9 protein-coding genes are annotated in these 12,577 nt (G+C 55.7%); 5 read left to right on the top strand and 4 right to left on the bottom strand.

Features of this window, described 5'->3' with window-relative positions:
• Nucleotides 1–26 precede the first annotated feature (26 nt).
• The 4 genes from oppC to ONZ54_RS09450 all read right to left on the bottom strand — a co-directional run bounded on the left by oppC (nucleotide 27) and on the right by ONZ54_RS09450 (nucleotide 4,509).
• Nucleotides 27–938 carry an oligopeptide ABC transporter permease OppC gene (gene oppC, locus ONZ54_RS09465; RefSeq protein ID WP_005314829.1) on the bottom strand — a complete coding sequence of 304 codons (912 nt, stop codon included), beginning with the start codon at nucleotides 936–938 and terminating at the stop codon, nucleotides 27–29.
• A 14-nt stretch (nucleotides 939–952) separates the two neighbouring features.
• Entirely contained in the window at nucleotides 953–1,873 is a 921-nt protein-coding gene (oppB, locus tag ONZ54_RS09460; protein ID WP_021139963.1) for an oligopeptide ABC transporter permease OppB, read from the bottom strand.
• Between the two features lie 98 nt (nucleotides 1,874–1,971).
• Nucleotides 1,972–3,591: an ABC transporter substrate-binding protein gene (locus ONZ54_RS09455; RefSeq protein ID WP_271788012.1), complete on the bottom strand. Its 1,620-nt coding sequence runs from the start codon at nucleotides 3,589–3,591 to the stop codon at nucleotides 1,972–1,974.
• A 282-nt stretch (nucleotides 3,592–3,873) separates the two neighbouring features.
• The gene (locus tag ONZ54_RS09450; RefSeq protein WP_005314822.1) at nucleotides 3,874–4,509 is read right to left on the bottom strand and encodes a YchE family NAAT transporter; all 636 of its coding nucleotides are present in this window, start codon (nucleotides 4,507–4,509) and stop codon (nucleotides 3,874–3,876) included.
• Between the two features lie 268 nt (nucleotides 4,510–4,777).
• On the opposite strand from ONZ54_RS09450, the gene ONZ54_RS09445 reads away from it, so the two are divergent.
• The 5 genes from ONZ54_RS09445 to btsR all read left to right on the top strand — a co-directional run bounded on the left by ONZ54_RS09445 (nucleotide 4,778) and on the right by btsR (nucleotide 12,537).
• Nucleotides 4,778–5,410, top strand: coding sequence for a 2OG-Fe dioxygenase family protein (locus ONZ54_RS09445; RefSeq protein ID WP_005314819.1), 633 nt, complete (start codon nucleotides 4,778–4,780; stop codon nucleotides 5,408–5,410).
• A gap of 295 nt (nucleotides 5,411–5,705) precedes the next feature.
• Nucleotides 5,706–8,381, top strand: a complete 2,676-nt coding sequence (adhE, locus tag ONZ54_RS09440; protein ID WP_125600450.1) for a bifunctional acetaldehyde-CoA/alcohol dehydrogenase — start codon at nucleotides 5,706–5,708, stop codon at nucleotides 8,379–8,381.
• 110 nt (nucleotides 8,382–8,491) lie between these two features.
• Complete coding sequence (locus tag ONZ54_RS09435) at nucleotides 8,492–9,727, top strand: HD-GYP domain-containing protein (RefSeq protein ID WP_125608874.1); 1,236 nt, start codon at nucleotides 8,492–8,494, stop codon at nucleotides 9,725–9,727.
• A gap of 353 nt (nucleotides 9,728–10,080) precedes the next feature.
• Nucleotides 10,081–11,757, top strand: coding sequence for a sensor histidine kinase (locus ONZ54_RS09430; RefSeq protein WP_271788011.1), 1,677 nt, complete (start codon nucleotides 10,081–10,083; stop codon nucleotides 11,755–11,757).
• A 75-nt stretch (nucleotides 11,758–11,832) separates the two neighbouring features.
• On the top strand, nucleotides 11,833–12,537 hold the full coding sequence (btsR, locus tag ONZ54_RS09425) for a two-component system response regulator BtsR (RefSeq protein WP_005314806.1): 705 nt from the start codon (nucleotides 11,833–11,835) through the stop codon (nucleotides 12,535–12,537).
• The last annotated feature ends 40 nt before the right edge of the window (nucleotides 12,538–12,577 follow it).

Raw genomic sequence — 12,577 nt, 5'->3', positions numbered from 1 at the left:
TCCTTATCGATCTTTGGCCGCTCTTGTTATCGATCCTTCGGATCGAGTGCGTCACGCAGACCATCCCCGAGGAAATTGAAGCAAAACAGGGTCACCACCATGAAACCGGCAGGGAACAAGAGTTGCCATATGGCCACTTCCATCGACTTGGAGCCTTCATCCAGCAGGGCACCCCAGCTGGTCATGGGTTCCTGGACGCCGAGGCCCAGAAAACTCAGGAAGGATTCAAACATGATCATGCCCGGCACCAGCAAGGTGGCGTAGACGGCCACGATACCGAGCACGTTCGGCACTATGTGACGGGTGATGATCTTCCACTTGGAGACGCCACAGACGTGAGCCGCCTCGATAAACTCCTTGCTCTTGAGGCTCAGGGTCTGGCCTCGCACGATCCGCGCCATGTCGAGCCAGCTTACAGCCCCGATGGCAATGAAGATGAGCGCCAGATTGCGGCCAAAGAAGGTCACCAGCATGATCACAAAGAACATGAAGGGGAAAGCGTTGAGGATCTCGAGAATCCGCATCATCAGGCTGTCGACCCGACCACCGATGAAACCGGACGCCGCGCCATACAAGGTGCCGATGACCACGGCCACCATGGCCCCCATGATGCCGACCATCAGCGAGATGCGGCCACCCAGCAGGGTGCGCACGAACAGATCGCGCCCCAGACTGTCGGTACCGAACCAGTGGCCGGCTTCCATATCCGGCGCGGCCTGCATGGCGCCCCAATCCGGATCGTCGAAGGTGTATTGGGACAGGTGGGGACCGACGATCACCGCCAGACCGATAATGGTCAGTATGATAAGGCTGGTCAGTGCAGCCCTGTTACGCAGGAAACGGCGACGGGCATCCTTCCACAGGGAGCGTCCCTCCACCACTTCCACTTGCTGTGCGAACGCCTCGACGGCCTCGCGTTTTTCAGTTGTGACAACCATGATGAACTCCCGACTTAGTAACGGATCTTGGGATCGATAAAGGCATAGAGAATATCGACCACGGCGTTAAAGGTAATGGTGAGGGCGCCGACCAGAATGGTCAGGCCAAGCACCATGGAGTAATCACGGTTGAGGGCACCGTTGACAAACAACTGACCAATTCCCGGCAGACCGAAAATGGTCTCTATCACCACTGAACCCGTGATGATGCCGACGAAGGCCGGCCCCAGATAGGAGACCACTGGCAGCATGGCCGGACGCAGCGCGTGTTTCAGTATGATGTGACGCAGCGGCAAGCCCTTGGCACGGGCGGTGCGGATAAAGTTGGAGTTCATGGTCTCGATCATGCTGCCACGCATGATGCGCGAGATGGCGGAGATGTAGTACATCATCATGCCAAATACCGGCAGTACCATGAATTGCACCCCGCCCCCCTGCCAGCCACCGGCCGGGAACCAGCCCAGATAGATACTGAAGAAGAGCACCAGCAAGGGTGCCAGCACAAAGCCCGGGATCACCACACCAGCCATGGCCGACGACATCAAGAGATAGTCGATGAGGGTGTTCTGTTTCAAAGCTGCAATGGTGCCAAAGGTCACCCCCAGCAAGACGGCAAAGACGAAGGCCGCGCTCCCGATCTTGGCGGAAACAGGCAGCGCCTGGCTCACCAGATCATTGACGCTGAAGTCCTTGTACTTGAAAGAGGGGCCCAGATCGCCCTGTACCAGGTTGCCAAGGTAGGTGAGGTATTGCACGCCGATGGGCTTGTCCAGGCCGTACTTGGCCTCGATATTGGCCAACACTTCCGGCGGCAGGGCACGTTCGCTGGTAAAGGGGTTGCCCGGCGCGAAACGCATCATGAAGAAAGAGACGGTGATCAAGACCAGCAGAGTCGGGATCGCTTCCAATAGACGTTTAAAAATGAATTTCAACATAGACAATTCCTGTCCTGTACTGCTTCCAAAGGGTCGCGGTTTTAATACTAAGGCCCGCCGTCTGGCGGGCCTGCTTGTTATGCGACTTGTTATTTTACTCAGTGAGCAACGATGTACATGTCTTTGCTGTAGAGGTTGTCCAGCGGGTTGGCCGGGTAGCCGCCCACATAGGACTTGACCATGCGGGAGGTCACATACTGGTAGATGGGGGCGATCGGCATGTCCTTAGTGAGGATCTCTTCGGCCTGGACATAGAGTTTGTTGCGGGAAGCATCATCGACCTGGTCGCGAGACTCGTCCATCAGCTTGTCAAATACCGGGTTGGAGTACTTGCCATCGTTGTTGCCGTGAGTGGTCTGCATCAGATCCAGCATGGAGGAAGCTTCGTTGTAGTCGGCGATCCAGCCGCGACGAGCAACATCAAACTGCCCCTGCTTGAGTGTCTCCAGATATGTCTTCCACTCCTGGTTCACTAGGCTTACCTGCACGCCCAGCTTCTTCCACATGGAGGCAACGGCAACCGCTACCTTCTTGTGGTTGTCGTCAGTGTTGTAGAGCAGCTCGAACTTGAGCGGGTTGTCTGGACCATATCCCGCCTCTTGCAACATGGCTTTTGCCTTGGTGTCTCGCTCGGCCTGGGTCAACTTGGACCACTCGGGGGCAACCGGTTTGAAACCATCCACAAAATCAGGCACCAGGGCATAACCCGGTGTTTCTCCCTTGCCCATCACCTTGTCGGCGATCACGTCACGGTCGATGGCGTAGGTAAGTGCCGTGCGAACCCGCACATCGTCATAGGGTTTACGTTTGGTGTTGAAGGTGTAGTAGTAGGTCCCCACGTAGCCACTCACCTTCACCTCGTTGGGCAGATCTTTCTTCATCTGCTTGAAGCGCTCGATGGGCATGTTGTAGGTAAGATCCAGCTCACCCGCCAGATAGCGGTTCAACTCGGCGTTGGTGGACTGGATAGGCAGGTAGCTCACCTTGTCGATCACCGTCTTGGCGTTGCCCCAGTATTTGGGGTTGCGCTCGATATCGACGCGTTCGTTCACTACCCAGTCTTTCAGTTGGTAGGCACCGTTGGATACCATGTTGCCGGGCTGGGTCCATTTGTCACCAAACTTCTCGATCACCTTCTTCGGCACCGGGTAGGTGGTGGTGTGGGAGAGCATGCTGACGAAGTAAGGGATCGCTTTTTCCAGCTGCACTTCGAAGGTGTAGTCGTCGACGGCCTTCACGCCCAGCGTATCTGACGGCTTCTTGCCGGCAATGATCTCGGTGGCGTTGACTATGGTCGGGATCTCCATGTACCAGGCATAAGGAGAACCAGTCTTGGGATCCACGGCCCGCTTGAAGGCGAACTCGAAATCGTGGGCTGTCACGGGATTCCCGTTGGACCACTTGGCATCTTTGCGCAGGTGGAACACGAATTTTTTGTTGTCCTTGGTTTCCCAGGACTCGGCCACACCGGGGAGCACTTCACCCTTGGGGCCGGAGGAGACGAGACCTTCGAACAGATCACGCAGAATATTGGATTCAACCGTTCCTTCGGTTTTGTGGGGATCGAGCGTTGCGGGCTCAGAGCCGTTGCCTTTCACCAACTGCTGAACATCAGACAGTTTGGTACCTGCGGGGACATCAGCAGCATACGCTGCATTCATTCCGCCAAATAGCGCTGCCACCAATAGGGTATTAATCATTGTTTTTTTATGAGTCATTTCCATTTACTCCAACAAGAACATTCCATGCATTTGTCCATCAACGAGATAAGTACCCCGCTGCCAGCATAATTCCCTGACAATTCTAATAATGCAATAGATATCATCAGGCTAGGCTGGGATCAATGGTTAAAAAAACAGCTTTTAGCCAATTATTCAGCATTTAAATATCGCGCCATGGACGTTTTTTATACAAACCCGCTCGATTCTAGGAAATGACTAACAAAAAAGAAACAATAAAAAGCCGGTCACGAGGACCGGCTCCGACAAAACAGACCTGAATCACATCAATCCGGGGAAGACTCCCTTGATCCCTGCCACCATGATCTCGATGCCCAGTGACATCATGATAAGGCCCATGATCCGGGTGACCACGTTGATGCCGGTGTTGCCCATCAGCTTGAACAGCAAGGGGGCGGCGCGGAAGATGAGCCAGGAGCAGAATGCAAACACCATGACCACCAGCGACATGCCCAGCATCTGGGACCAGGTGCTCTGGCTGGCGTAGACAATAGAAGAAGAGATGGCACCCGGGCCCGCCATCAACGGCAGTGCCAAGGGCACCACAGCGACAGATTCGCGCGCGGCCAGCTCACCCTTCTCCTGTTTGTTATGCTTCACCTCCCCCAGCTTGCCCTGCAGCATGGACCAGGCGATCAGGGTAATCAGGGATCCACCGGCGATGCGAAACGACGCCAGCGAGATGCCAAAGCCATCGAGGATCAGCTGCCCCATGTACATGGAGACCAGCAAGATAATCATCACGGCAATGTTGGCGGTGGTGTTGGTCTTCATCCGCTCTTCCGGCGTTTGATGGCCGGTCAGACTGACAAACACCGGCAACAACCCCAATGGGTTGATGATCGCGAACAAACCGATGAAGAACTTCAGATATAAAGAGACGTCAATCGCTGCCATAGGCGCCATCCAGAAGTAAGCAAGGCCACGGGGATCCCCCCGATAAATCGTGCGTAAATTTACACCATGCCAATGCCCTTCACCAATCAAATAATCTCACCCTTTCCGTGGCTTTTCAGTTAGTTCCTCTAATGCATGGCCAAAATTCAACATATTGATTTGTTAATAAAGATTGTCGCCATTTAACACTCTGGTAAAATCACATCGAGCTTTATGCGGCCATGGAGTTTTGGCGCAAGATTTCATCTCAGCAAACAAGGATTTTGTAATGATTGATACGGACATCAAGTTGAAATGGCACCTGGATTCGCTGCCGGCAGGCACTGTCGACCCCCTGCTCGGCTTTTTTGATCGACTGCCGGTCGATCCCTATATTCAGGGCACCTTTCGGGAACGCCGCTATGGCCGTGTCGAAAAAGAGGGGTCACGCTTCTTCCCCCTCGACAACGGCGTCTTCTTTCAGGCCGCCGCCATCAACAAGTTCCTCGGGGATGTGCCCAGAACCTATGCCGAGCTGGATCCCGCTTTTGTCGCCCATCCCGCCTTTGGGCAGATGCTGACCCGCTTTGCCCGTCATGTTCGACTCGCGGATGGCAAGGCGATCGGCATTCACCAGATGCGGATCACCACAGCCCAGGGCGAAAGCGTGCCTCCCGCACCGGAAGGCGTCCATCAGGATGGCTTCGACTTTATCGGCGTGTTCTTTTGTGGCAGCGAAGGCGTCAGTGGCGGCGCGCTTCAGCTTTATCATGGATTAAAAGAACAACCATTTTTCCAACAAGAGTTACTTCCAGGAGAATATCTGGTCCTGGATGATCGCCGTTTCTATCACAATGCAGCCCCCATACTGCCCCTGGCCCCGACCCGGGGACACTGGGACGTAATAGTGCTAACTGCTTGAAAAATAGTGCGTGACACTCTGTTCACCCATGATTCATCCCATTTTTGTTTCACTCTACATCCTAGTAACATCCGGAAAACATGTATTGTGAAACAAAATTTCTTTTGTTCTTTTGTTACACATGATCCAGATCAAATTTTTCTGAGTCAGACCCGCTCTATAATCGGCTCAGAAAGCAATTTAGTAAGGCATGTAAATACCCCCTTATAGTGATTCTCGCCTTGACAGGGCGACTATAATTGCCGGGCATTGCCAAACTCTTACTAAACAGTTTTCAAATCATCAGGAGATAAACATGGCAGTAACCAATTTGGCTGAACTGGATGCACTGGTCGCCCGCGTCAAAGAAGCCCAGCGTGAATTCGCCAGCTTCTCGCAAGAGCAGGTAGACAAGGTTTTCCGTGCCGCCGCCCTGGCCGCCAGCAATGCCCGTATCCCCCTGGCCCAGATGGCCGTGGCAGAATCCGGTATGGGTATCATCGAAGACAAGGTTATCAAGAACCACTTCGCCTCCGAATACATCTACAACGCCTATAAAGACGAGAAGACCTGCGGCATCCTGAGCCAGGATGACGAGATGGGCACCATGATCATCGCCGAGCCGGTAGGTATCATCTGCGGTATCGTTCCGACCACCAACCCGACCGCTACCGCGATCTTCAAATCTTTGATTTCCCTGAAGACTCGTAACGCCATCATCTTCTCCCCGCACCCCCGCGCCAAGAACTCCACCAATACCGCTGCCAAGCTGGTACTGGACGCAGCTGTTGCCGCCGGTGCACCGAAAGACATCATCGGCTGGATCGATCAACCGTCCGTTGAACTGTCCAACGCACTGATGAAGCACAACGACATCAACCTGATCCTGGCCACCGGTGGCCCGGGCATGGTGAAAGCCGCTTACTCTTCAGGCAAGCCTGCCATCGGTGTAGGTGCCGGTAACGTGCCAATCGTCATCGACGAAACTGCCGATGTAAAACGTGCCGTCGCCTCTATCCTGATGTCCAAGACCTTCGACAACGGTGTGGTCTGTGCTTCCGAGCAAGCCGTCATCGTCGTTGACTCCATCTACAACCAGGTAAAAGAGCGTTTCTCCAACCACGATGGCTACATCCTGTCCAAAGATGAAGCGGACAAGGTACGTAAGGTGCTGCTGATCAACGGCGCGCTGAACGCAGATATCGTTGGTCAGCCGGCCACCAAGATCGCCGCCATGGCCGGTGTGACTGTGCCTGCCACCACCAAGATCCTCATCGGTGAAGGCCTGGAATTGTGCGCTGAAGATGAGTTCGCTCATGAGAAGCTTTCCCCTACCCTGGGTATGTTCCGCGCCAAGAATTTTGAAGACGCTGTCGACATGGCCTGCACCATGGTCAACATCGGTGGTATCGGTCACACCTCAGGTCTGTACACCGACCAGGATCGCAATCAGGACCGCATCAGATACTTCGGCGACAAGATGAAGACCGCCCGTATCCTGATCAACACCCCTTCCACCCAAGGTGGTATCGGTGACCTGTACAACTTTGCTCTTGCTCCTTCCCTGACCCTGGGTTGCGGCTCCTGGAGTGGTAACTCCATCTCCGAGAACGTCGGTCCCAAGCACCTGATCAACAAGAAGACAGTCGCAAAACGGGCAGAAAATATGCTGTGGCACAAACTTCCGAAATCCATCTATTTCCGTCGTGGCTCCCTGCCGATCGCCTTGGGCGACTTGGAAGGCAAGAAGCGCGCCATGGTGGTAACTGACCGTTTCCTGTTCAACAATGGCTATGCCGATGACGTAGTTCGTCTGCTCAAGAAGCTGAACATGGAAGTGGAAGTATTCTACGAAGTAGAAGCTGACCCGACCCTGTCCATCGTCCGCAAGGGCGCCGAGATGGCCAACTCCTTCAAGCCGGACGTTATCCTGGCGCTGGGTGGTGGTTCACCCATGGATGCGGCCAAGATCATGTGGGTCATGTATGAGCATCCGGATACCGCTTTTGAAGACCTGGCCATGCGTTTCATGGACATCCGCAAGCGTATCTACAAGTTCCCGAAAATGGGCGTGAAGGCCGAACTGGTCTGTATCACCACCACTTCCGGTACCGGTTCTGAAGTCACTCCGTTTGCGGTCGTGACCGATGACGCCACCGGCATGAAGTACCCGCTGGCCGACTACGAGCTGACCCCGAACATGGCCATCGTGGATGCCAACCTGGTCATGAACATGCCCAAGTCCCTGTGCGCCTTCGGTGGTGTGGATGCGGTCACTCATGCCATGGAAGCCTATGTTTCCGTACTTGCCAACGAATACTCCGACGGTCAGGCGCTGCAAGCCCTGAAGCTGCTGAAAGAGTATCTGCCTTCCAGCTACCAGAATGGTGCCAACGACCCGGTTGCTCGCGAGAAGGTGCACAACGCTGCCACCATCGCCGGTATCGCGTTCGCCAACGCCTTCCTGGGTGTCTGCCACTCCATGGCGCACAAGCTGGGTGCCGAGTTCCACATCCCGCATGGCCTGGCCAACGCCCTGCTGATCAGTAACGTCATCCGCTACAACGCGAACGACAACCCGACCAAGCAGACTGCGTTCTCCCAGTACGACCGTCCGCAGGCTCGCCGTCGTTACGCCGAAGTGGCTGACCACCTGGGTCTGACTGCCGCCGGTGACCGCACCGCTGCCAAGATCGAGAAGCTGCTGGCCTGGCTGGATGAGCTGAAAGCCACTCTGGGCATCCCTGCCTCCATCCGTGAAGCTGGCGTGAACGAAGCTGACTTCCTGGCCAAGGTTGACCAGCTGGCGCTGGAAGCCTTCGATGACCAGTGCACCGGTGCCAACCCGCGCTACCCGCTGATCACCGAGCTCAAAGCCATCCTGATGGACACCTACTATGGTCGTCCCTTCACCGAGGAAGCTCAGGTAGCGACCAAGGTAGAAGCCAAGGTTGAGACCAAGGTAGACAGCAAGAAGAAATCCAAGGCCTGATAATCGGACTTGAACTCGAGAGCCCGCGCACATGCGCGGGCTTTTTTGTTTGTCTATCTCTCTAATTTTGCTAGCTTGTTGGTAGGCATTCATGAAATGCGAGTTAGCACATGGCGCTGATACAAGCCTCGATAGAGCAGTTACGGATCGGCCACTACATCCATCTCCCCACGGGATGGACCAGTCATCCTTTTATGTTCAATGCCTTCAAGATCAAGGATCAGCAGCAGCTCGACATCATACGTCACCTCGACCTCACCCTCTTGATGGTGGATCCGGACAAGAGCGATCTGCCCATCGAACCCATCTTGCGGGGCGATATCCCTTCTGCCGGCCCTGATCTGTCGGCCATTGACGAGATAGTAGACGCAGGCCCTCCCCCTTTTGATGAGAAAGCCTTCCGCCGCTCCCTGCGCGCCGCAGACAAAGCCTTTGGCCAATCCATGTCAGAGCTGCGCGATGCGCTGGGGGCCCTCAACCTCAAGCCTGACGAGGGGCTGGCCAACACGGCGCAGATAGTGCGCAATGCCGCCGCCCGCATCAGTGAACATGAGGGCCCCCTCGGCCTGCACCTCATTCGCAGCCCGCACACCGACATCCTGCTGCAGCACAGCCTGAACGTGGCCTTCATCGCCATGCTGATGGCTCGCGAATTGGGCATGAACCCGGTCGAGATCGAGGAAGCGGGTCTGGCGGGGCTGATCCACGACATAGGGGAGCTGAAGATACCGAGCCAGATCACCCAGAAACGGGGGGATCTCAACAAGTCGGAACAGAATTTTCTCAACATGCATCCCCAGTACGGACTGGATATGCTGACACACTTGCAGGCATTCGAGCCCAAGATCCGCCAGGTGGCCCATCTGCACCATGAGCGACTCGATGGCAGTGGCTTCCCCCTCGGCATCAAGGGGGGCGAGATCCCGCCACTGGCACGGATTATCGGACTGGTGGACTACTATGACGAACTGTTGCATCCACGCAGCAGCGCTACGCCTGCCGCCCCGAGTCAGGCCATCAGCCAGCTCTACAAGCTGTCACAGAAGAAGTTCGACCAGGATCTGGTCAAGTTGCTGATCAAGGTATTGGGAGTCTATCCTCCCGGTTCTCTGGTGCTGCTCTCCGACAGTTCAGTGGCGCTAGTACTGTCCACCGAGCCCACCATGCCCCTCAAACCCAAGGTACTGCCTTATATCAAGGCACAGCGGCCGGAAGGAGTTGCCATGCTGGATTTGCGGGAAGATGAACGCACCATCAAATCCTTTATCAAGCAGGAGGACCTGGATGAGGGACAACGGCTGTTTTTTAACCTGACTCGGCGCTTCTGTTACTATTTTGCCTTCTGAGTTATCCCCAGAAGCTGGGGATAACTCATTGGACAAACCTGGATAATTGCCCGATTACCCTCAAAACGGTTCACAGCCGACCCTGGATAAAAAACGCCCAGCCAAGAGGCTGGGCGGAGCATGCCACTTCCATGTGGCGCATCCAGCGGATACATTCATGCTCCACCCAGCAATATCAACCCTTTGGCGATTACACAAATATCAATTTAACATGCTGATTTAATATGGTTTTATTTCACGTTTCTGGCAAACTGCGCCCGTGTTCAGGTCGGGGGAGCTCACAGAACAAGATCCTGATCACATTTGCCCATCCCGGCCGCTTTTTTCGGTATGAACTCTGAGGAACGTTTTTTATGCAGTTGGTCCTCTCTCTGCTTCAACAGATGAGCGTCAGCCTGGTGATCGCCTATCTCTTCTCCAAGAGCCCCCTGCTGCGTCCCCTCGCCAACTATTCCGTAAGACTCCCTCACAAGATACTGATATACATCATTTTTTCGTGTTTCTGCATCCTTGGCACCTATGTAGGACTGGATATTGATGATGCCATCGCCAATACCCGTGCCGTCGGTGCCGTACTGGGGGGACTGCTGGGGGGGCCGCTGGTGGGATTTTTGGTCGGACTGACCGGGGGTCTGCACCGCTACACCCTAGGGGGATTTACCGACCTCGCCTGCGCCATCTCCACCACCTGCGAGGGACTGCTGGGCGGGCTGGTGCACTGGCGGCTGATGCGCTCAGGACGCATGAATGCGCTGTTCGAACCCAGGATTGCGTTCTTCACGACATTTGGCGCTGAAATATTGCAGATGGTCATCATACTGCTGGTGGCGACCCCCTTTGACAAATCCCTGCTGCTGGTACGCACCATAGCCACTCCCATGATCCTTGCCAACTCCTGCGGTGCGGCGCTATTTATCAGCATGATCCGCGATCAGCAGCGGATGTATGAGAAGTTCTCCCGGGTCTTCTCCGCCAAGGCGCTCACCATTGCCAACCGCACCGTCGGTATCATGAGCCAGGGTTTCACCGCAGAAGCAAGCAGCAAGATAGCGCATATCGTAAAAGAGGAGACAGGGGTCGGCGCCGTCGCCATCACGGATACCGACAAGATCCTCGCTTTCATCGGCACGGGGGAAGATCACCACAAACCGGGTACCCCCATTGCCTCCGCCATCACGCTGCAGGCCATTGCCAAAAACAAGGTGCTGTTTGCCGATGGCAACAGCCAGCCCTACCGCTGCAGTCTCTCGCCCCAGTGCCAGCTTGGCTCAGTATTGGTGATACCGTTGCACGGTGATGAGGGGGTGATCGGCACCATCAAGCTCTATGAGCCCAAGAAGCGGCTGTTTCTCAAGATCAACCACACGCTGGGGGAAGGGATAGCCAACCTGCTGTCACAACAGTTGCTGGCCGGACGACTGGAGCAGCAGCAGCGCCTGCTGGTGCAATCCGAGCTCAAGCTCATTCAGGCCCAGATCAATCCCCATTTTCTGTTCAATACCCTCAATACCATCAGCGCCATTACCCGGCGCGATCCGGACAAGGCCCGGGAACTGCTGCTGCACCTGTCGCTGTTCTTTCGCAAGAACCTCAAGCGCCAGAGTGGCCTCGCCACCCTGCTGGAAGAACAGGAACACTGCCAATCCTATCTGGAGATAGAGCTGGCCCGCTTTGGGGACAGACTGACCGTCATCAACGAGATCCCGCCTCAGCTTGCCAACCTGAAGTTGCCGAGCTTTACCCTGCAGCCGCTCATCGAGAATGCCATCAAGCACGGCATCTCGACCTTGCTGGAGCAGGGATGCATTCGCCTTTATACCGAAGAGCGTCAGGAGAGCGTGACTATCTGCGTGGAGGACAATGCCGGCACCTGGCAGGAGAAGCCCGCTGGAGATGGTCTGGGCATGACCATAGTCGATCGGCGCCTCAAGAGCGCGTTTGGCAATCGTTATGGCGTCAGTGTCAGCTGCGCGCCGGAGCGCTGGACCCGCGTCTCCTTCACCCTGCCCAGGGACGCCTCTGGATGCTGAACCTCCTGATATTGATGGTCAGATGTCCTCCCCCCCATAGCTGCTCACCCATTGTCACTCTGTTCAGGAGATCCCATGATCCGCACACTCATCGTCGATGATGAACTCTATGCCCGTGAGGAGCTAGCCCTGCACCTTGGCCAGGATCCCGATATCGAGATCCTGGGCCAGGCGGCCAATGCCATCGAGGCTTTGCCACTGATACAGCGACTCAAGCCGGATGTGGTGTTTCTCGACATCCAGATGCCCAAGCTGAGCGGCATGGAGCTGGTCGCCATGCTGGATCCCCTGCCCCGCATCGTGTTTGTCACCGCCTTCGATGAGTACGCCATCCAGGCTTTTGAAGAGAACGCCTTCGACTATCTGCTCAAACCGGTAGAGCCGGCACGGCTGGCCAAGACGCTAAGCCGCCTGCGCCAGGATATCAGCCCCCAATCCATGGCAATGCTGGCTCCGGCTATCCGCCACATTCCTGGCTATTTGCACAACCGGGTGCGACTGCTGCCCATCGAGCAGGTGGAGTACGCCTTCTCCGATCTCGGCGGTGTGCACGTCGCCTGTCAGGGTGAGCTGTTTCATACCCAGCTCACCCTCAAATCCCTGGAAGAGAAGACCCCCCTGCTACGCTGTCACCGCCAGTATCTGATCTCTCCCGGCGCCATCTTCGAGATCCAGCTGCTGGAAAACCAGCTGGCCCAGATCGTTACCCCAAGCGGCGCCCGGGTACCGGTCAGCCGTCGCTACCTCAAGGAACTCAAAGACGAACTGGGACTGGAATAGTGGCGTGGGACTGTGCGCCGGATCACAGCCGGCGACCACT

This window comes from Aeromonas salmonicida, from assembly GCF_028355655.1.
GTDB classification, from domain to species: Bacteria; Pseudomonadota; Gammaproteobacteria; order Enterobacterales; family Aeromonadaceae; genus Aeromonas; species Aeromonas salmonicida.
This window is presented reverse-complemented; position numbering and strand designations above follow the sequence as displayed.

Bases quoted from the DNA above. Each gene is read 5' to 3' on its own strand.
- ONZ54_RS09445 (WP_005314819.1), top strand. From the start codon at position 4,778: ATGATTGATACGGACATCAAGTTGAAATGGCACCTGGATTCGCTGCCG.
- ONZ54_RS09450 (WP_005314822.1), bottom strand. From the start codon at position 4,509: ATGGCAGCGATTGACGTCTCTTTATATCTGAAGTTCTTCATCGGTTTG.
- ONZ54_RS09430 (WP_271788011.1), top strand. From the start codon at position 10,081: ATGCAGTTGGTCCTCTCTCTGCTTCAACAGATGAGCGTCAGCCTGGTG.
- btsR (WP_005314806.1), top strand. From the start codon at position 11,833: ATGATCCGCACACTCATCGTCGATGATGAACTCTATGCCCGTGAGGAG.
- adhE (WP_125600450.1), top strand. From the start codon at position 5,706: ATGGCAGTAACCAATTTGGCTGAACTGGATGCACTGGTCGCCCGCGTC.
- oppB (WP_021139963.1), bottom strand. From the start codon at position 1,873: ATGTTGAAATTCATTTTTAAACGTCTATTGGAAGCGATCCCGACTCTG.
- oppC (WP_005314829.1), bottom strand. From the start codon at position 938: ATGGTTGTCACAACTGAAAAACGCGAGGCCGTCGAGGCGTTCGCACAG.
- ONZ54_RS09455 (WP_271788012.1), bottom strand. From the start codon at position 3,591: ATGACTCATAAAAAAACAATGATTAATACCCTATTGGTGGCAGCGCTA.
- ONZ54_RS09435 (WP_125608874.1), top strand. From the start codon at position 8,492: ATGGCGCTGATACAAGCCTCGATAGAGCAGTTACGGATCGGCCACTAC.